An 18,443-nucleotide genomic window follows, 5' to 3' on the forward strand; every position below is an offset into this window, starting at 1 on the left:
CGTTACCTGTGGTTAACTAAATTAGCCAAACTTCCGTTGCGGCTCGGCGGCACGCACGAGCACCGGTTTTAGAAAATGCCCGGTGTGCGACGCACGATTCTCGGCGATTTGCTCCGGCGTGCCGACGGCGACGATTTCACCGCCGCCGCTGCCGCCTTCTGGCCCCAAGTCGACCAACCAATCGGCGGTCTTGATCACATCTAGGTTGTGCTCGATAACGACAACGGTATTGCCGGCATCGCGCAAACGCGCGAGCACGACCAAGAGTTGTTGGATATCGTGGAAGTGCAGGCCGGTAGTCGGTTCGTCGAGAATGTATAAGGTGCGGCCGGTATCGCGTTTCGACAATTCGCGGGCAAGCTTGACGCGCTGCGCTTCGCCGCCGGACAACGTGGTCGCGCTCTGGCCGAGCGTTATATAAGACAGGCCGACGTCCATCAGCGTCTCCAGCTTGCGCCGGATTACTGGGATCGGTTCGAAGAAGGCGAGCGCGTCTTCGACGGTCATCTTCAGCACTTCGTCGATGGTTTTGCCCTTGTAATGAATTTCCAGCGTCTCGCGGTTGTAGCGTTTGCCTTTGCAGACGTCGCACGACACATAAACGTCGGGCAAGAAGTGCATCTCGACCTTGATTAAGCCGTCGCCTTGGCAGGCTTCGCAACGACCGCCGCGGACGTTGAACGAAAACCGGCCGGGGCCGTAGCCGCGGCTGCGTGCTTCCGGAACGGCCGAAAACAAATCGCGAATATGCGTGAACAAACCGGTGTAGGTCGCCGGGTTCGAGCGTGGCGTACGACCGATCGGCGATTGGTCGATATCGACCACCTTGTCGAATTGGTCGAGGCCTTCGATCGCTTTATGCGGTGCCGGCTCGGTGTGTGAGTCGTACAAGTGCTTCGCGGCGACGGCGTAGAGCGTGTCGTTGATTAGCGTGGATTTGCCGGAGCCGGAAACGCCGGTGACGCAGGTCAGCAGGCCGATAGGGATGGCGGCGTCGACGTTCTTCAAGTTGTTGCCGCTGGCGCCGCGGATAATCAATTGCCGGTCGCGATCGAACGGCGTGCGCCGTTCCGGCACTTCGATGCGGCGTTGGCCGCTCAAGTATTGGCCGGTGAGCGAATTGGGGTTGCGCATGATCTCGTCGGGCACACCTTGCGCCACGACTTGGCCGCCGTGCACGCCGGCGCCGGGGCCGACGTCGAGCACATAATCGGCGGCGTGGATCGCGTCTTCGTCGTGTTCGACGACGATGACGGTGTTACCGAGATCGCGCAGATGGCGTAGCGTGTCGAGCAGGCGCGAGTTGTCGCGTTGATGCAGACCGATCGACGGCTCGTCGAGGATGTACATGACGCCGACTAAGCCGGCGCCAATTTGCGACGCCAAGCGAATGCGTTGCGCTTCGCCGCCGGATAAGGTTTCGGCCGAACGTGCGAGCGTCAGGTAGTCGAGGCCGACGTTCACCAAGAAACCGAGACGATTGTGAATTTCCTTGACGATCTTGGCGGCGATCTCGCGCCGTTGGCCGTCAAAATTGAGCGACTCGAAGAACGCCAGCGCTTTGCCGATGGGCAACTCGGTCAGCGCGTGCAGCGGTTTCTCGGCGACGTACACGTGCCGCGCTTCCGGTTTCAAGCGGCTGCCGCCGCAGGCCTCGCACGGGCGATTGCTCAAATACTTCGACAGCTCCTCGCGGATCGATTCCGATTCGGAATCGCGATAACGCCGCTCCATATTAGGAATGACGCCTTCGAACGCGTGCGTGCGTTTGTACACGCTGCCGCGATCGCCGTGGTAGCTGAACTTGATTGGCTCGTCGCCGCTGCCGTGCAGAATGATTTCGCGAACCTTCTTCGGCAAGCTTTGGAACGGCTTGTCCAGATCGAATTTGTAATGCTTAGCCAGCGACTCCAGCATTTGAAAATAGAACGCGTTGCGCCGATCCCAGCCGCGGATCGCGCCGGCCGGCAACGGTAGCGTGGCATCGCTGATGACGCGCGCTGGGTCGAAGAATTGATGCACGCCCAGACCATCGCATGAGGGACAAGCGCCGGCCGGGTTGTTGAACGAGAATAGCCGCGGCTCGAGCTCGGACAAACTGTAGCCACATTGAGTACAGGCGTAGCGCGACGAGAACACGATCTCTTGTGCGGCTTTGCCTTCGTCGGGAATCGTCACCACGCGCACCAGACCATTACTGAGGTTGATAGCGTTCTCGAACGATTCGGCTAAGCGCTGTTCCTGACCTTTACGGGCGACGACGCGATCGACCACGGCTTCGATCGTATGCTTCACGTTCTTCTTGAGTGTCGGCGCTTCGTCCAGCTCGACGACGATGCCGTCGATTCGTGCCCGCACGTAGCCCTGCGCGCGTAGTCCCTCGAGCACGTGCAAGTGCTCGCCTTTGCGCTCATCGATCAGCGGCGCTAACAACAGCAATTTCGTGCCGTCGGGCAACGCCAGCGTATGGTCGACCATCTGGCTGACCGTTTGTGCCTCTAGTTTCACGCCGTGTTCGGGACAGCGTGGCTCCCCGACGCGAGCGTAAAGCAGGCGCAAATAATCGTGGATTTCGGTGACCGTGCCGACCGTCGAGCGCGGGTTGTGCGACGTCGATTTCTGCTCGATCGAGATCGCCGGGCTCAGGCCTTCGATCAAATCGACGTCCGGTTTTTCCATCAGCGCGAGGAACTGGCGCGCGTACGCCGACAGCGATTCGACATACCGCCGTTGGCCCTCGGCATAGAGCGTGTCGAACGCGAGCGACGATTTGCCCGAGCCCGACAGGCCGGTAAGGACGATGAGCTTGTCGCGTGGCAGATCGACGTCGATGTTCTTAAGGTTGTGCGTGCGGGCACCGCGGATGCGGATTTGGTCCATAGCGAAGTGTCTTCGAACGGTTAAAGGGACGAGCCTATGGTGCACATCGAGGTGCAGCCTCGGTTTCCGAACTCGTATATCTGGAAACCGGCGCGCGGCGCCGACAGGCGCCGCGCGCGCCAAAAAACTCCATAGAAGGACTTTTTGGCAATCTGGTAGTATACGCGCCTCAAAAGACGAGAACCAAAACGATTGCCACCGGTAGCCGGTGCGGATCGTCTGCGAATTTTCCCATGCGCACCCGTAATAATCCGATGACGCCCGACGAGCGCCGCGCCGTCGGTCTGCTGTCCGCCATGTACGCGTTGCGTATGGCAGGGCTATTTCTGATCTTCCCGGTTTTCTCGCTGTACGCCCAAACCCTTTCCGGCTACAGCCCGACGCTGATGGGCCTGGCCCTCGGCGGTGCCTATGGCCTGGCGCAGGCGCTGTTGCAGATTCCCTTCGGTATCGCCTCCGACCGTTTCGGCCGCAAACCGGTCATTGCCTTGGGACTGGTGCTATTCGCCGTTGGTTCCGTCGTTGCGGCAATGTCGTCTTCCATTTGGGGCGTGATTATCGGCCGGACCGTGCAGGGGGCGGGTGCGATTTCGGCCCCGGTCATGGCGTTGCTCGCCGACCTTACGCGCGAGCAGCAGCGTACCAAGGCGATGGCCATGATCGGCATCACCATCGGCGCGTCGTTTATCGTTTCGTTAATCGTCGGTCCGATGCTTGCCAACCTCTTTGGCGTGACCGGCATTTTCTGGTTTACCGCTGCCGGCGCGGTGTCGGCGTTGGCGTTGTTGCTATTGGCGGTACCGTCGCCGACGCGGAGTACGGTGCCGGCCCGTTCCGGTCGGATGGCCGAGTTCGCCCGTGTGTTGCGCGACCCGCAGTTGCTACGGCTCAACGTCGGCATCTTTGTCGTGCACATGACGATCCCGGCATTGTTCGTCGTATTGCCGCATATTCTCGTCGACTATGTTGGGCTGCCGGCGGTTGACCATTGGAAGCTGTATTTGCCGGTGATGTTGCTCGGCGTGGTGGTAATGGCGCCCGTGCTCGGTTACACCAGCCGGCGTGACGATTTGTTGCGGTTGGTTTTTATCGGCGGCATCGCCGTGTTGCTCGTCGCCGAGATATCGCTGGGTGTGAGCTTCCATTCGTTTGCCTGGCTAGTCGTTAGCCTGGCGTTGTTCTTCGCCGCGTTTAACTTGTTGGAAGCGATGTTGCCATCGACCGTGTCGCGATTGGCACCGCCCGCGGCTAAGGGCACGGCGCTCGGCGTGTACAGCACCTCGCAGTTTCTCGGTGTTTCTTTCGGTGGTTGGATGGGCGGGTTTGTTTACCATCACGTCGGCATCGTTGGCGTACTGGTGTTTGCCGCACTGGGTGTCGCCGGTTGGTTGCTCCTTGCCATTACCGCGCCGCCGTTCAAGCTGAATTCCAGCGCCGCTCGCTAAACCGTTTCGCAACGATGCTGACACGTCAGCGTTAGCTCGACGGCATAGTGATCGGAACGTAATAAATAATAAGCAGGAAGAATCATATGAATCTTTTACGTTACGCCTCGCAGTTACCTGGATTTCTCGGTCTATGGACGCGATTTCCCGTCGGTCCGCTGAAGACCCGAGTTCGATACGGTGTCTTTCCTTATCCGCAATATGCCTACGGTGTGTATTGGTCGGCGTACTTGGCATCGTGCCTCGGTATTCCGCGCATCACCGTCGCTGAATTCGGCGTGGCCGGCGGCCGCGGTCTCCTGGCTTGCGAAAAGATCAGTGCAGAAGTGGAGTCCGCCGTCGGTGTCGGTATCGATGTCGTCGGCTTCGACAGCGGCGAAGGGATGCCGAAGGCGGTCGACTATCGAGACCTGCCGCACATTTGGTCGGAAGGTTTTTACCGGATGGATCAAGCGAAGCTACGCGCCCGACTGCGCCGGGCCAAGCTGATTCTGGGGGATGTGCGGGAGACCGTCCCGCAATGGCTCGCTTCTAATCCCGCGCCGCTGGGGTTTATCGCTTTCGACCTGGATTATTACAGCTCGACCAAAGCGGCCTTCGCTATTTTCAAAGGCAATGAATCCAGCCATTTGCCGCGGGTCCATTGTTATTTCGATGACGTCGCCTCGAACGATCTAGGCTGCATGTCGCAGTACGTCGGCGAGCTGTTGGCGATTCGCGAGTTCAATGAAGCGCATGACGATCGAAAGATCAGTAAATTTGAATTGCTGCGTTTGTGTCGCACTCGGTGGGAAGATTGGCAGGAGCGAACCTACATTTTTCATAATTTCACCCATCCGCAGTACAACACCTTGGTTATTCCGCCGGACTCCAAACGTGCTCAGCTGCCGCTATGAAGTAGGGCGGTTAGGCTCGATTGGGCGGGTATTTGCCGTATTTACTTGGGTTTGTTCGACGCTCAGGATCGGGCTAGACTAGCCGTCCCCATAATTCGCGCGTGACTTAATCGTGACTGCACGCGCGACTCGACTCTGGAGGTTCAAGTCATGGCACGTGGTGTAAACAAAGTCATCCTCGTCGGCAATCTGGGTAAGGACCCTGAAGTCCGTTACTCGCCCAACGGTCAGGCCATCGCCAATTGTACGATTGCGACGTCGGAATCGTGGAAAGACAAGAACACCGGCGAGAAGCAGGAGCGTACCGAGTGGCACCGTATCGTGTTCTTCGGCCGCCTCGCCGAGATCGCCGGCGAATATTTGAAGAAAGGTTCGCAGATTTACGTAGAAGGCCGCCTACAAACCCGCAAGTGGCAGGACAAAGACGGCCACGATCGTTACACCACGGAAGTGGTTGCCACCGAAATGCAGAGGCTAGGTTCACGCGGCGGCGCTGGTATGCCGAGCGAGGCACCGGGTGAAGCAATGGGCTCGTACGAGTCGGCGCCGGCGCCGGCGCGTACTGCCGGTGGCAGTAGCGGTGGTAGTGCGAAGAGCTCGGGTGCCGATTTCGACGACGATATTCCGTTCTAAGAAGACATCGCTAGCAACGTTAACAAAAAAACGGCATCCAATGCGGATGCCGTTTTTTTTGCATTGGATACCAAGGATTGTCGTGGCTCCGGTGTGGATATGCCGAGAGAGCCAACACGGGCCTCTGATGTCGGAAAGAGTGCAAAGCAGTGACCGCCGAACTTCACCGTATCATCGTCCGGCATTTCATACTATTTCCCTGCGTCTCCGAGCCTCATCGACTCGCTTAGCCGGAATCAACACACCTTTATGAAACGCCTGCGTAATCGCATGGGGTATATTCGACGCTTCTAACTTTTCGACGAGATTGCGAATGTGCATGCGCACGGTACAAACTCGGATACCAAGGATTACCGCGATCTCGTTTCCCGACTTACCGAGGGATAACCAATTTAAGACATCTTGCTCCCGAACCGACAATGAGACTCGCTTCCTTTGGCCCATTCAATTCCCCTTTAATTTTCCCTGACGGCCTATCTGTCCATTACTAACAATGATTGACTCCCTGTTGCTAATGCACGCTTTTGTTTGATTCGCTCGTAGACCTCTTCGCGGTGAACAGGAACTTCCTTTGGCGCATCAACGCCAATTCTTATCTGATTACCATTAGTCCTAAGCACCGTTATCCGAACGTTGTTACCGACACAAATGGATTGTCCTATCCGTCTCGTAATAGTCAGCATGATTTATTTTCCTTCCTTGTCTAAGAATGTTGCGTGCGATCGGGTGTTACAGCGCAATATCGACACCGAACTTCTCTCGCCTCGTTTAATAATTTGGTAGATTTCTTGACGGTACACGGACATGTTTTTCGGTACACCAATGCCGACGCGTACCTCGCCGTCCTTAACTACCAGCAGAGTGATGGCGACTTCGTCGCCGACGCTTAGCGTCTTGCCAACACTGCCAATGAAAGTGAGATGCACTTTTTTCCGGCATTCACTCGAATGGCCGCACGATCGCTTCTAATGGCAAGCATCGCATCGTGACGGCGATATCATCGCCAATGTTTAGAGATTGGCCGGAACGCCTAGTGAAGATGAGCATCGCTGACACTCCTTGTTGAGGTCGCCGTTCGATGAAACGCTCGGGCGACGAGGACAGCGGAGGAGATAGGCGGCAGATGAACGGGGGGAGTGGGTGGAATCGCAGTGCTGGTAAAGCCGCACAAGTTTACGACTGATAAATAACCACTAGTAAAGTGTGATATTATTGCGACTTCAAAAGAAGCCCGTCGCCAGACATCCGCCGCCATATGTCGCTCCTTGCGTTACATGATTGCAGACGGAAATTAAGCGTTGAAAAACGGCAGAGACAGAGCCCAGTGGAGTATGGGAGGGCGAGAAAAAACGGAAGAGGAAAACTTGTGAAATCCCCGCCTGCTTTCAGCAGTCCCATTGCTTCCGACCGGACATCAGCGCTGATGTGATCCCACGCTTACTTCCGTTCCGAATGCAGGCGGTTTTTATTGCCTAGCTACCATCTCCGACGCAGTTTTGAATGCATACGAACATGGATGGCGTTGATTATAGGAATGCGAAAAATGCCGTCAAGCGCTTTTAGCGACTGGCATATGCAGAGCCCAACCTATCAATTTTAAGACTTGCCGAAAATCGCCGTATCGAGTACCAATACAAACTGCTAGGGAGGAAGGGCAAGGCAAAATATAACGCCCGAGGGAGCGGCTATGACAACAACCGAAGGAAAGCGCACGATCCTCGTTGCCGACGATGACGTGATCATGCCTGCAGTCATTAGACTGGCAATCATGAAAGCTTAATGACCATGATTACCATTCTTCCCCCTCCGATAGCATTGGACGGTAACACCGCCATCTTCAACGACGGTAAGGGCCGCGTCGTCCGCGTTAACGTAGCAGACGTGCACCAGCTCTATTACGTCCATTCCGGTACCGATCTATACGCCAATGACGAACAATGGTGGCTCATTGAGCTTGAGAAAACGATCATCGTCGTTCCCGATGACGTAGATACAAATATCGGGCTGCTTTTAGAAACTTGGAAGAAGCACATCGACGTCAATCAAAAGGGTCACGTCGCGGTTTGCGAGGTCCCCCCATTGTCTTGGCGCGCTTTGCCGTTCGGTTTCTTGCCGAGCACAACAATGAAGTTATCGATTTTTCCGCGCGAGAAATTACGGAAACTTGACGGATGGAAAGTCGTGGAACCTCTACGTTTCATACTTTAGATCCATTACTGAACTCAGCAGGGAGTTGTATATGGCTATATTTTTTCCCCAGGTTCTTCTTAATAGGAAATTGGTAGTGGAGCTAGTGTTCGAGGAAACTCAATGACCGTTGCCACCACTTCCCCGATAACACTCGACGGTAATACCGCCGTCTTCGACGACGGCAAAGGCCATGTTGTCCGGGCCAATGCCGAAGATGTGCGAAAGCTCTATCACGTTTTTTCCGGAATCACTGTGTCTGTCACCGACGAAGATGCTACGGTCCAAAAATGGTGGCTGGTAGAACTGGAAAAAACGATCATTGTTATTCCCGAAGAGTTAACAACAATGATTTATTCGCTCCTAAGCGCATGGAAGGGGCACCTTAAAACCAGTCAGAAAGGGTATGGGGCAGTTTGTGACGCCACACCGCTTTCATGGCGCGCTATGTGGCTGGGTTTTTTGCCCCTGGCCAGGACGAAGTTCGCTATTTTTCCGCGTGAGGCGTTTGGCAAACTTCGGCAATGGAAAGTAATGGAACCGCTAGAGGTGGATGATTATGTCTAACAGACTAAACACCTGACGGTTGCCATCGCTCCGTCAAATGTAGAGTGGTCGAACCACTCGATATCATCCCAAATCTTATTCGATAGCAAGGAATGCCGAAATGCTTACCCGTTTTTCCGAAGTCACGCTCAACATCATCGATGGAGATTCCTGTTATCAGGTTACGGTTCCCGGTATTAGCGAAGAGGACGGCATTGAATTTTTAGAAGCCGTCGGATCGGGACTGCTCGGCGCTGGATTTCGGATGACTCAGCTGGGGCGGAGTCTTCCCGCACTCCGAATGGAATACGAATCGCGCTTGGCCGTTCTCAACAGTGAAATCAAGGCGAAGCAAGGGATCGTGGCGGAAGCCGATCTAAAGAAGTGGGCGTCGGACGAACGAACAAAAATCGCTCGCGCCATACGGCAAAAACAAGGGCCGATTGCTCAGGCGGTACTTGAATTTCGCGATTGGAAAGAATTCGGGCTCGGCGGCCGGACGGAAAAAAATATTTACGCGCGCGACGCCAAGAATCCAAATAGGTCTCCCAAAGATTTCCTTAAGAAAGCTACAAAATCAAATAAGCAAATTACAGAAAATGTAATCCGCGGCGCCCGCATGCTCAAAGGTGTCGGACGAGTATTTTTTTTCGTCGGGCTCGGTATGTCGGTAAGCGCTGTCGCATTGGCCAAACCGAGCGAACGTGAAAAAGTGGCAAAGGAGGAAGCGGTGCATACCGCCGGGAGCATGCTTGGTCTTGAGACCGGTGTCGCAGTTTGTTTAGCTTTTAGTATTACCTCCGGCGGTTGGGGGCTTTTCGGCTGCGGGCTAGTTGGTGGTGCAGCAGGCGGGTACGCCGCCGATCGCATTGTCTATCCCGTTCATCCTAATATGGCGGCGCGGGAGCTTGAGATGAACGGGATATTGACGAGCCCATTTCTGCTCTGGCCGCACCACGCTGATCGGTGGGCTAGTTAAGGCTCAGGTTTAACGTGGTGGAACATTGGCTTCATCGCTAGCGGCGATCGTTTCTATCGCGTTTATAATTCGTCGCATTTCCCATCGAGGATGAGAAGTAACATCATGACCGACCTACGCATGGAATCACTACGCGGCGAAGAAATCAGAAAACAACTTCGCCCGCTCTCCGAGCTTCGTATCGCCGTATTTCATGATTGGCCCTATTTATACGAGGGTAGTCTGGACTACGAGGCACACTATCTCGAAACTTATATGCGTTGTCCCCGGAGCCTCATCGTACTGCTATGGGACGGCGACAAGTGTGTCGGCGCAACGACCGTAATACCGCTGGTGGACGCCTCTGCCGAATGGCAGCGACCGTTTATGGAAAAAGGATTCGACCTAAACCAGGTCGACTACTTCGGCGAATCAGTGATTCTCAAGTCCCATCGGGGCCGCGGCTTTGGCGTCGCCTTTTTCAAGGAACGCGAGGCGCACGCGCGTGAACTCAATCTACCTATCTGTGCATTCTGTTCCGTCGAACGTCCCGCCAACCATCCGGCGAAGCCCGCTAACTATATTCCCAACGATGGATTTTGGACGCACCGCGGTTATCGCAAAGTGCCAGACATGAAGACCACGTTTTCCTGGCCCGATATCGGCGCGACGGAATCAACCGAAAAGCCGATGACATTTTGGATGCGAGACTTCCGAACCGGAGCCGGAAGCTAAGTCGACGGATCTAGCTAGGAGTCTTTCGCACATTTAGTAACAAAATTACTACGGCAAGCGCTAGTTGAATAGGACGCCGTTTATCTAAGGGAGACCAGCTATGAATATCGTCGACAATAAGATCAAGATTTTAGTCGCAGATGACGATCTACTCACGCTCGAACTGGCTCAGAGAACGTTGGAGGAGGCGGGCTATGTCGTGTTTGTTACGACGTCGGGAGAGCAGGCGATAGAACTCGTCACTACTCAGCAAGTCGATCTGGCGTTACTAGATTATCGAATGCCGGACGTATCTGGACTCGACGCGGGGAAGGCGATTATGGCTCTTGCATCTACTCGTTTTATCGTCATGTCGGTTCATGCAGACGAGGATGTGGTAAGCCAGGCGGGTGTGGAAGGCGCGCTTGGGTTTCTTGTAAAGCCGTTCGATCCAAAAGAACTGCTAGCTCAAGTTCGCGTTGGGCTCAGCCGTGCCGTCGAGATAAACGCGTTGCAATCATCGATCAAGGATATGGAGCAAGGTCACGCCTCCGCCTTGTCTAGAGCGGTCGCTAGCGCTCGCAGTGCTAGCACAGCAATCGGAATGCTGATGGAGCTTATGTTGATAACGCGCGAGGAGGCGACGCAGTTTATAACCCGTGAGGCAAAGAACCAGCGCAAACGAATGGTCGAGCTGGCGGAGAACCTTATTACCGAACGGGAGCAAGACTACCGGGCAAAAACCCGAGACCGTTGGTGGTTTGCTGACCTCCGGCGGGCCAAAAACCGCTAAGAAACGAATCCGAAAGAACTAGGGTAGTGCTCGGCCTGGGCTTTTCGATGGTGCCAGGGCGAGCTGCGCAGCTTCGATCTAATTTTTTGAATAATTTTCCCCGCAATTCCCCCGCCATGAACCAACTAAGCCTTTCGCAATAACTTGAATTACCATAGGAAGTAGGACGTAGTTCTCACCCCTACCGCAAGGGAAGGGGGGCAAGGAAGCGCGGAAGGAATGCCCATGAGAAATGCTGTCCGTCGCTGATGGTTTGTGCCGCACCGCATTCCCTTCTAAACCCAACTCCGTATCGCTGTATTAGTCAGTCACCCATACTTTTAATTAATGTGGCGTCCTAACCAGGAATACGCTGAAGGGTTTTTCACGACTATCACCGCCACCTCAGAAATTCTTGATCGGGTCGCCCTCTTAAGGAGAGGCCATGACCGAGTACAGAATCTTGATCGGCAAGGAAGCCGCTGATCAAATCGATTTTGTCAGTGCAATGCGCATTAAGCACTTTCGCGAATACCCCTATTTGTACGACGCTACGCTCGATCCCGAGTATGAAAAAAAATATATCCATGAGCTTGCCCAAAATCCGCATGCCATGGTCGTCCTGGCCTACGCAAATAGCAAACCCATCGCCATCTCCACCTCATTACCGCTGGCCAGCGATGCAGACATACTCCACGGGTTGGAACCCGAATTTAAGCGTCAGGGTTACAATAATCTTTCGGAGTTTTACTATTGGAGCGAGGCTATTATTGAGCCAGAATTCCGAGGTTATCCCATTCTTCCCCGCCTTTACGAGCGTTTCGAGTTCCAGGTGCTCAACTGAGGGTACGCGCACGCTTGCCTTGCTACGGTAGTGCGCGATGATATCGATTCTCGAAAGCCGTGGAGTTACAGAGATCCAGGCGCAATATGGCGGAGACTCGGATACACCATTACCGATATCTTATTCGACTATTCCTGGCCAACAAGGATGGAAGACGGATCATCGTGTTACGCAGTCAATAAAATGGTGATGTGGATTAAGGACGGAATTCGACAGAGGAAACGCGCTTGAAAAAAAAATCTTCCCGCTGGCTTGTTGTCACCACGCTACTTTTATGTTCGTTACGCGGATACGGAGGCGATGCATCTGTCCCCGTATCGGTGCACCTCTATAACTGGTGGGATTACATAGCGCCCACTGTTACAAAACGGCTAGCTAATTCAGGTTATCAAACGAAGGTAACCGCTTATGTAAGCAATGAGGTCGCAATATCCCGTCTATCTGCTCAGCAACACGATTTCGACGTTGCTATCGTCTCTAATTTTGCCTTGCCTTACTTGATAGAGCATGGGCTGGTCGAAACCGATCAGTTCCAAAACACAGCAAAAAAACGAAATTACTTGCCACTATTCGCCGATGCTGTACCGCATTGTTTGCCGTACTTTTGGTCAAGCACCGTATTTATCGCTAATGAGCAACAAACGCCGAATATACCTAGTAGTCTGCGAGAACTTTTGGCTCTCAAAAAGGAAGGTTACAAAATAGGGATTGTTGATGATCTCTTTGAAACGGCGGCTCGCCTTATCGGCGACTCGAAAGAAATTTGCGGCAAATCACCGACCGACTACATTGGCGGAAATATTTTCAACATTCTGTCCAACTGCTCGGACAAGAAGTTTACGCAGATCGAAGGGCTCGAGGCAGGTGATTTCGTTTCTGCGCTCGATGATTTATTGAAGAATCCAAAAATCGCCGTCTACGCCTGGCACGGTGCAGCGTTTATGCATCTATCCAAATATCCTCATCTGCGTGCCAAGGTGCCTCATATGCCAGTCATTGGTTACGACGCGGTTTGCATCGTGAAAAGAAAAAATCGAAAAGCGTCTCTTGGTGACTTGGTCAAATACGTCGAGACACTGACCGACAAACAAAGCACGGCGTTGAACATGAGTTCCAATCAGTACTTTTCGCCTTATAAAAACCATACGACGGGGCTAATGCCGCCGACGCGGGAGTTGTATGAAGAAGTAACGAGGAACGTGAGTCATCAAAAGCCAATTATCTTAAAACCACCACGTTTGCCGGACCACTTGCGACTCAACGAGTGGTGGATATCGGTGCGGTATGCGCCGTAAGTTTCAGCACGACGCGCTACTCATCTTAATTATTTGCTCCTGGATACCCGTGGCAATCGCGGCGGCGCTTATCTTGGTGCAAATGCGTTCTTATCGTCAGATTGATGAGGCGCGCGTGGAGGGTCGTCTCAACCAAGCAAAGGCCTCTCTAAATAGCCATCTACTAGGCGTCGAGGCCGCCGCCGAAATCTTGCTGGCGAGCAGAGAATTAAACGAGTTTTTCTTCGTGACGGAATCCATACGGCCTATGACTAGGAACCGGCTGTATGCGCGAACCTCTTTGTTAAAGAAAAAAGCGTCAGACATATCAGCCTTTACAGTTGTGAACAGGGCATCGGAAGCCCTATTTTCAGCTCCAGTGTCGGACATCAAAAAACTGCCAAGGGTTAGCCCCGATCACTACGGATTTTCACTAATCGATCAGAACACATTGCGTTATTACCGGCCGATTGAGTATGACGATCAGGAATTTCCAGGGCCGGCTGCAAAATTGAGGGGTTTCCTCATTTTAGATATAGATCTTCGGTCATGGAGGAGTTCGCTGGGTGATACCGTAAAGATTAATAAAATCTCCAAGCAACCATCCATTTTCGGTATTGATTTGGAGATTGTAGACAATGACGCAGTAAGCCCTGGACAGTACCTTCCGTATCTACTCGTGCTGCTTATCGTGCTTGCGTTCACCACCATGGTGGGACTGCACCTAACGCGCTCGCGAATCGTTAAGCCCATCACAAACCTGACGGATTATGTGCGTCAACAGATGGATACCACTCCAGGGTCGACACAGCACCACGAGTTGGCTGTATTGAAAGAGTCGTTCGAGACCTACATCCGGTACGAAAAGGAGTTGCAAGCAAAGCTGCTACAGCAATCGACGCTTGCCGCTATCGGACGAACCACACAAATGCTGGCGCACGACGTGCGCAAACCGTTTTCCATGCTAACGACTTTTCTGCACTTGACCCGCAATGCCAAAGATCAGGCAGATTTTAATTCCTTACGCCGCAGGCTGGTTCCTGAAATCGACAAGGCCGTTATTTCAGTGCAGGGCCTAATTCGCGACATCATGGAAGTGGGCAGCAATAGAAAGCCGGACAAGGAGATCGTGCATCTATCGTCGCTGATCCAGACAACACTTTATGAAGCGTTTCGAATAAAACCGCGTCGTGACATTAAATTTCGCTACGCGCTAAATCATCGTCAGGCTTTGTATGTTGATCCGATAAAAGCGTCCCGCGTATTTTCTAATATCACTTCGAATGCCCTAGAGGCAATGCGAAGCGGCGGTGAAATTTGGTTTCAAACCAGGGAAATGGATAATCGTTCGCCGCGAATGATGGAGATTACGATAGGGAACAGCCACAGCTTTGTTCCGAAGAAGAAAAGAGATCAGATCTTCGACCTATTTTTTACGGAAGGGAAACAAGGCGGTGTTGGCTTAGGGCTTGCTATCGTGAAGAAATTGGTTATCGATCACGACGGAGAGATAAAGTGCGAATCGTCGGAAAAGAGGGGGACCGAATTTATCTTTACGTTGCCTATGACCGATGCGATTTCAGAGGATGTCACGGAATCTCTACCGTCTGCCAGCGATGAAATCGTTTCCGCACTAGAAGCCATGGGGCATCAATCGGTCGAGTTATCTAAATCAAATGATAATGAGACGAGACTGGCAGGGCGAATAATCGATATCGTCAGGCAATTAGGACGGCCAGTGAAAGTCTTAATCGCCGATGACGAATCGCTTTATCAGCGAGTTCTCGAATCGTATATCGAAGAATTACCCCTTAAACCGCACGTGCAGCTAGCATTTACTCAAAGCGCCGAAAAAGCGTTGGAGATCCTGGGCAACGAGTGCTTCGATGTCGTCATCATGGATGTAAATTTTGGTAAGGGAAAGCTTAATGGATTCGAAGCGGTCAAGCGGTTACGAGAGCAGGGCAATCGAGCAACTATTTGCACTCACTCGAACCACGGTGTCCTGGAGTATCAAAGCAGAGCTATTGAATCAGGCTCGAATGTATTCATGCTCAAACCCATGAGCAAAGCGCATTTATTGGATTTAATTCATTCCACAGTAACTGAGCATGCATCGTCGCGCAGCAGCCCAGAGCTGATGTGACGAAGCGCTGACATGCTTGCTATTGGATATTTATTGGGTCAAACGTTCTCCTGGTTTGACGAATAAATCTCCGAGATTGGTGACTGCGAAAAATAAAACGAATTTGCGATGCATTTTCGTCAGAGTGAGAGATGTAAGCCTCTGCAAGAAAATTACGTTGTAGAACGTACGCGCTTACGGGGGAGTTCTGGTGCCTGTCGAGACCGCAACGCGTAAAGGCGACTAGCAACCCTTCTGAATAAAGTGCGGGCGGGGTAAGGAGAGTACGACGTAGTAGTGTGTGACATGTGGTGGTGATAACGTATTGATGCGATAACCATCACAGGGAGCACATCACGTGTTTGAAGAAGAAAAACTTCACCGTCTCGATCACCAACAAACCGAAGATCGCTATCTACGTGTTCGTGAACTGGTGTACGAGCGAATTATGAAGAAATGGTCCGTGACAGCAGCCGGCATTTCGTTCCACGACTGCGTAACGGCGGATAAATGGAAAGCCCTAACAGGTCCGAATGTGCGGGAGACACGCGCTAGTTGGTGGTGGGCAGAGCAATTTTCGGTCTATCAAAATCAGCCCAACCGGTTCGAGATTACGTTATCCAATTGCGGCCAATTAGGTGCTTTGTGTTATGGCCGCACTTCCCGGGCAGGTAGGAACACTAGGCTAGACTTAATAGAAGCAATACCACTCAAACCGTCGCCGCTCAATACGCGCGCTGTGCCGATAATCGTACAGGCGGGCGTAATGTTTGCAGATTTGGTCGGCGCGTCCGAAATCTGGATCATAGACCCGGATCCGAAACTTGAGGGGTTGTATAGCCAGGAACAGTTCGGTGGCCGGGAGCCGTACCATAAGGGTCGCATCGGTCAGAGGAGGATTTTATGAGACGCAATATCAATCCATTTACGCCTGAGGGCTTGAAAGAGATCGAGGAGATCTTAGACAAGCACGACAAGGATTTGGACGCGGCGGTCGAGCGTTCGAAAATTAACGTCAACGAGGAGCCGGGTGGAGCGTTGACGGTCCCAAGCGAGATCGATTTACGTCGTGACCGGAAAAAAATGAAGGAGGGGAAAGATGACTAGCAACAAGATTGATATCGAGAAAGACGATATCGAAACCATGGCCAAGAAGCTTGACCAAAACATGGCCCGAATTGAGCGCAACGCGGCGAGAGTTGAGCAGGCGATCATTGCGCATCGCGGGTTCCGTGAATTCAGGATTGAACTCGAAACCGCTCCCGACAACGATCAAAAAAGTTAGGATGTAAGACAGACCGGTAGCCGGTCTTATATAAAACACCGGCTACCGTCTCCTCTTGCTGGATTTGGTTTCCGCTACTGGATCAGCGTGCCCTACCAATTAATTTAGAAAGGGTCTGGCAGTGCTGACAAGCACTTTCCCGGTTGCGGTATGTAATTGTGAATCGCCAAATGGTCCTCCTGGAAATAATCCGCGAGAGATATGAGGATACCGAACATTCCTCGAACTGGGCGTCAGGGATCATGAAAAAAAAGATCATCCTTCAGAAAACCTAGAATTGACGCAATGGCTGGCGGTAATTCTGTTGGATTAATTTACGAAAAAATCGACTCGCTGTGCGACCGCGACATCATAGTCACACGCCCACCGACGGTATTCAAAGACGTGCGGCGGGCGATCAAACCCGATTTTCCGGACTCGCGTTTGCAGTACGACAATTTCAACGGGCAGGCGGCCATCGGTTTTGGTTCCATGTTGGGAAAGCATGGCTGGGACTGGATCAAGTTCTCGGTCGAGGGAAACGCGCCGAGAGATCTGCACATACCAAGCGACGCGTATCTTAATGAGAACCGGTTATTGTGCACCACGGAGTTCGGCGACGAAGACGAGTGGCGCGCGCGACTCGTGAGCGAGATCTCGCAGCAGCGGCTCTACCTGTTAGTCGAATTGGGCATAAACCTCCGGGAGGGCGAACGCCAAAAAACGTGGCGACCGGCTTTTGGCGGTGTGCTGGAGTCGTATTTCCCACGTGCGCTGAAAGTTCTGGACGCGTGCCTGACGAATGCGCCGTCGTGCTGGTGTGTGCGAGATACGCGCTACTAAGTAACGGCATTTACGTTGTTACAACAAATCATCGGTCATATCGCCACGGTCGACCTCACGTCTCACCGTTGGGTTAGGTTTAATGCGGCGGAATGCTGGTAGCTCTGGGGGCGGATTGGGCATTCGACAAATTCGTATCACGACGACAATTGAAGCGATGTAACACTTTTCACTATCGGCGATCGTTCTATCTGCCTTTATAATTCGTCGAACCGCTAAATCAAGGATGACAAGTAACATCATGACCGACCTGCGCATGGAATCATTACGTGGCGAGCAAATCAGAAAACAGCTTCGCCCGCTCTCCGAGCTTCGTATCGCCGTATTTCGCGACTGGCCCTATTTGTACGAGGGCAGCTTGGAATACGAAGCACACTATCTCGAAACTTATATGCGCTGTCTCCGGAGCCTCATCGTGCTGCTATGGGACGACGACAAGTGCGTCGGCGCAACGACCGTATTGCCGCTCGCGGATGCAGCGGCTGAATGGCAGCGACCGTTTGTTGAAAAAGGATTCGACTTGAGTCAGATCGACTATTTCGGCGAGTCAGTGATCCTCAAATCTTATCGGGGCCGCGGCTACGGCGTTGCGTTTTTCAAGGCGCGCGAAGCGCATGCGCATGAGTTGAGTTTGCCTATCTGCGCATTCTGTTCGGTCGAACGCCCCGCCAACCATCCGGGAAAACCCGCCAACTATATTCCCAACGATGGATTTTGGACGCACCGCGGTTATCACAAAGTGCCAGAGATGAAGACCACGTTTTCGTGGCCTGATATCGGCGCGACGGAATCAACCGAAAAGCCGATGACGTTTTGGATGCGGGACTTCCGAGTTGGCTCGGCAGGCAAGTCGAGCTAGTCTGGCGAGGATGTCTTTTGCTGTCTGCTTGCCTTAAACCCGCCATCATCCATCATCATGTCTAGGGCGTGTCCTCATTCTGCGTTAGCGCTCTGTTTTAGCTGATTTCTGGTCGATTTATGAGACCCTTTGCTTGAGATGGAGGGATTTTGTAAATGGTCAGAAAAGTATTGGACGATGGATTGTGGGATCAACTTCAAGTC

At 53.0% G+C, this 18,443-nt stretch carries 21 protein-coding genes; 16 read left to right on the top strand and 5 right to left on the bottom strand.

All coding sequences use genetic code 11. The features are described 5' to 3' along the window. Nucleotides 1-21 precede the first annotated feature (21 nt). Nucleotides 22-2,880, bottom strand: a complete 2,859-nt coding sequence (gene uvrA / locus HY308_00495; protein ID MBI3896755.1) for an excinuclease ABC subunit UvrA — start codon at nucleotides 2,878-2,880, stop codon at nucleotides 22-24. Nucleotides 2,881-3,134: 254 nt separating this feature from the next. Here uvrA and HY308_00500 point away from each other — a divergent pair, with 254 nt between their 5' ends. The 3 genes from HY308_00500 to ssb all read left to right on the top strand — a co-directional run bounded on the left by HY308_00500 (nucleotide 3,135) and on the right by ssb (nucleotide 5,854). Beyond that, nucleotides 3,135-4,325: an MFS transporter gene (locus HY308_00500; GenBank protein MBI3896756.1), complete on the top strand. Its 1,191-nt coding sequence runs from the start codon at nucleotides 3,135-3,137 to the stop codon at nucleotides 4,323-4,325. An 86-nt stretch (nucleotides 4,326-4,411) separates the two neighbouring features. Beyond that, on the top strand, nucleotides 4,412-5,221 hold the full coding sequence (locus HY308_00505; GenBank protein MBI3896757.1) for a hypothetical protein: 810 nt from the start codon (nucleotides 4,412-4,414) through the stop codon (nucleotides 5,219-5,221). 150 nt (nucleotides 5,222-5,371) lie between these two features. Beyond that, a complete protein-coding gene (gene ssb, locus HY308_00510) occupies nucleotides 5,372-5,854 on the top strand; it encodes a single-stranded DNA-binding protein (GenBank protein ID MBI3896758.1) in 483 nt (160 codons plus the stop codon). A gap of 186 nt (nucleotides 5,855-6,040) precedes the next feature. Here the strand turns inward: ssb and HY308_00515 are convergent, their stop codons facing one another. The 4 genes from HY308_00515 to HY308_00530 are packed head-to-tail and all read right to left on the bottom strand — an operon-like array spanning nucleotide 6,041 to nucleotide 6,901. Continuing rightward, nucleotides 6,041-6,274, bottom strand: coding sequence for a helix-turn-helix transcriptional regulator (locus HY308_00515; GenBank protein MBI3896759.1), 234 nt, complete (start codon nucleotides 6,272-6,274; stop codon nucleotides 6,041-6,043). Between the two features lie 53 nt (nucleotides 6,275-6,327). Beyond that, complete coding sequence (gene csrA, locus HY308_00520) at nucleotides 6,328-6,537, bottom strand: carbon storage regulator CsrA (GenBank protein MBI3896760.1); 210 nt, start codon at nucleotides 6,535-6,537, stop codon at nucleotides 6,328-6,330. A 3-nt stretch (nucleotides 6,538-6,540) separates the two neighbouring features. Next, complete coding sequence (locus HY308_00525) at nucleotides 6,541-6,765, bottom strand: carbon storage regulator (GenBank protein MBI3896761.1); 225 nt, start codon at nucleotides 6,763-6,765, stop codon at nucleotides 6,541-6,543. Between the two features lie 28 nt (nucleotides 6,766-6,793). Then, complete coding sequence (locus tag HY308_00530; GenBank protein ID MBI3896762.1) at nucleotides 6,794-6,901, bottom strand: carbon storage regulator; 108 nt, start codon at nucleotides 6,899-6,901, stop codon at nucleotides 6,794-6,796. Between the two features lie 732 nt (nucleotides 6,902-7,633). On the opposite strand from HY308_00530, the gene HY308_00535 reads away from it, so the two are divergent. The 13 genes from HY308_00535 to HY308_00595 all read left to right on the top strand — a co-directional run bounded on the left by HY308_00535 (nucleotide 7,634) and on the right by HY308_00595 (nucleotide 18,240). Beyond that, on the top strand, nucleotides 7,634-8,062 hold the full coding sequence (locus tag HY308_00535) for a hypothetical protein (GenBank protein ID MBI3896763.1): 429 nt from the start codon (nucleotides 7,634-7,636) through the stop codon (nucleotides 8,060-8,062). A gap of 102 nt (nucleotides 8,063-8,164) precedes the next feature. Further along, entirely contained in the window at nucleotides 8,165-8,608 is a 444-nt protein-coding gene (locus tag HY308_00540) for a hypothetical protein (protein MBI3896764.1), read from the top strand. A gap of 100 nt (nucleotides 8,609-8,708) precedes the next feature. Then, nucleotides 8,709-9,566: a hypothetical protein gene (locus tag HY308_00545; GenBank protein MBI3896765.1), complete on the top strand. Its 858-nt coding sequence runs from the start codon at nucleotides 8,709-8,711 to the stop codon at nucleotides 9,564-9,566. 105 nt (nucleotides 9,567-9,671) lie between these two features. After that, a complete protein-coding gene (locus HY308_00550; GenBank protein ID MBI3896766.1) occupies nucleotides 9,672-10,280 on the top strand; it encodes a GNAT family N-acetyltransferase in 609 nt (202 codons plus the stop codon). A gap of 100 nt (nucleotides 10,281-10,380) precedes the next feature. Beyond that, nucleotides 10,381-11,052, top strand: coding sequence for a response regulator (locus HY308_00555; protein MBI3896767.1), 672 nt, complete (start codon nucleotides 10,381-10,383; stop codon nucleotides 11,050-11,052). Nucleotides 11,053-11,476: 424 nt separating this feature from the next. Beyond that, complete coding sequence (locus HY308_00560) at nucleotides 11,477-11,875, top strand: hypothetical protein (GenBank protein MBI3896768.1); 399 nt, start codon at nucleotides 11,477-11,479, stop codon at nucleotides 11,873-11,875. A gap of 227 nt (nucleotides 11,876-12,102) precedes the next feature. After that, nucleotides 12,103-13,170: a hypothetical protein gene (locus HY308_00565; GenBank protein ID MBI3896769.1), complete on the top strand. Its 1,068-nt coding sequence runs from the start codon at nucleotides 12,103-12,105 to the stop codon at nucleotides 13,168-13,170. Next, a complete protein-coding gene (locus HY308_00570; protein ID MBI3896770.1) occupies nucleotides 13,160-15,295 on the top strand; it encodes a response regulator in 2,136 nt (711 codons plus the stop codon). The genes HY308_00565 and HY308_00570 overlap by 11 nt, the downstream gene beginning before the upstream one ends. Nucleotides 15,296-15,632: 337 nt before the next feature. After that, nucleotides 15,633-16,181, top strand: a complete 549-nt coding sequence (locus HY308_00575) for a hypothetical protein (protein ID MBI3896771.1) — start codon at nucleotides 15,633-15,635, stop codon at nucleotides 16,179-16,181. Continuing rightward, nucleotides 16,178-16,381 (top strand): hypothetical protein, encoded by a 204-nt coding sequence (locus tag HY308_00580; GenBank protein ID MBI3896772.1) that lies wholly within the window; start codon nucleotides 16,178-16,180, stop codon nucleotides 16,379-16,381. Before HY308_00575 ends, HY308_00580 begins: the two co-directional genes overlap by 4 nt. After that, nucleotides 16,374-16,559, top strand: coding sequence for a hypothetical protein (locus HY308_00585; protein MBI3896773.1), 186 nt, complete (start codon nucleotides 16,374-16,376; stop codon nucleotides 16,557-16,559). Before HY308_00580 ends, HY308_00585 begins: the two co-directional genes overlap by 8 nt. A gap of 285 nt (nucleotides 16,560-16,844) precedes the next feature. Continuing rightward, entirely contained in the window at nucleotides 16,845-17,381 is a 537-nt protein-coding gene (locus HY308_00590; GenBank protein ID MBI3896774.1) for a hypothetical protein, read from the top strand. A gap of 241 nt (nucleotides 17,382-17,622) precedes the next feature. Further along, entirely contained in the window at nucleotides 17,623-18,240 is a 618-nt protein-coding gene (locus HY308_00595; GenBank protein ID MBI3896775.1) for a GNAT family N-acetyltransferase, read from the top strand. Nucleotides 18,241-18,443: the final 203 nt, after the last annotated feature.

The organism is Gammaproteobacteria bacterium (assembly GCA_016199745.1).
Taxonomy (GTDB): Bacteria; Pseudomonadota; Gammaproteobacteria; order Acidiferrobacterales; family Sulfurifustaceae; genus JACQFZ01.

Excerpts from the sequence above, each read along its gene's own strand:
- uvrA (MBI3896755.1), bottom strand. The coding sequence starts at position 2,880 with ATGGACCAAATCCGCATCCGCGGTGCCCGCACGCACAACCTTAAGAAC.
- HY308_00500 (MBI3896756.1), top strand. The coding sequence starts at position 3,135 with ATGACGCCCGACGAGCGCCGCGCCGTCGGTCTGCTGTCCGCCATGTAC.
- HY308_00505 (MBI3896757.1), top strand. The coding sequence starts at position 4,412 with ATGAATCTTTTACGTTACGCCTCGCAGTTACCTGGATTTCTCGGTCTA.
- ssb (MBI3896758.1), top strand. The coding sequence starts at position 5,372 with ATGGCACGTGGTGTAAACAAAGTCATCCTCGTCGGCAATCTGGGTAAG.
- csrA (MBI3896760.1), bottom strand. The coding sequence starts at position 6,537 with ATGCTGACTATTACGAGACGGATAGGACAATCCATTTGTGTCGGTAAC.
- HY308_00530 (MBI3896762.1), bottom strand. The coding sequence starts at position 6,901 with ATGCTCATCTTCACTAGGCGTTCCGGCCAATCTCTAAACATTGGCGAT.
- HY308_00535 (MBI3896763.1), top strand. The coding sequence starts at position 7,634 with ATGACCATGATTACCATTCTTCCCCCTCCGATAGCATTGGACGGTAAC.
- HY308_00540 (MBI3896764.1), top strand. The coding sequence starts at position 8,165 with ATGACCGTTGCCACCACTTCCCCGATAACACTCGACGGTAATACCGCC.
- HY308_00545 (MBI3896765.1), top strand. The coding sequence starts at position 8,709 with ATGCTTACCCGTTTTTCCGAAGTCACGCTCAACATCATCGATGGAGAT.
- HY308_00550 (MBI3896766.1), top strand. The coding sequence starts at position 9,672 with ATGACCGACCTACGCATGGAATCACTACGCGGCGAAGAAATCAGAAAA.
- HY308_00555 (MBI3896767.1), top strand. The coding sequence starts at position 10,381 with ATGAATATCGTCGACAATAAGATCAAGATTTTAGTCGCAGATGACGAT.
- HY308_00560 (MBI3896768.1), top strand. The coding sequence starts at position 11,477 with ATGACCGAGTACAGAATCTTGATCGGCAAGGAAGCCGCTGATCAAATC.
- HY308_00570 (MBI3896770.1), top strand. The coding sequence starts at position 13,160 with ATGCGCCGTAAGTTTCAGCACGACGCGCTACTCATCTTAATTATTTGC.
- HY308_00580 (MBI3896772.1), top strand. The coding sequence starts at position 16,178 with ATGAGACGCAATATCAATCCATTTACGCCTGAGGGCTTGAAAGAGATC.
- HY308_00585 (MBI3896773.1), top strand. The coding sequence starts at position 16,374 with ATGACTAGCAACAAGATTGATATCGAGAAAGACGATATCGAAACCATG.
- HY308_00590 (MBI3896774.1), top strand. The coding sequence starts at position 16,845 with ATGGCTGGCGGTAATTCTGTTGGATTAATTTACGAAAAAATCGACTCG.
- HY308_00595 (MBI3896775.1), top strand. The coding sequence starts at position 17,623 with ATGACCGACCTGCGCATGGAATCATTACGTGGCGAGCAAATCAGAAAA.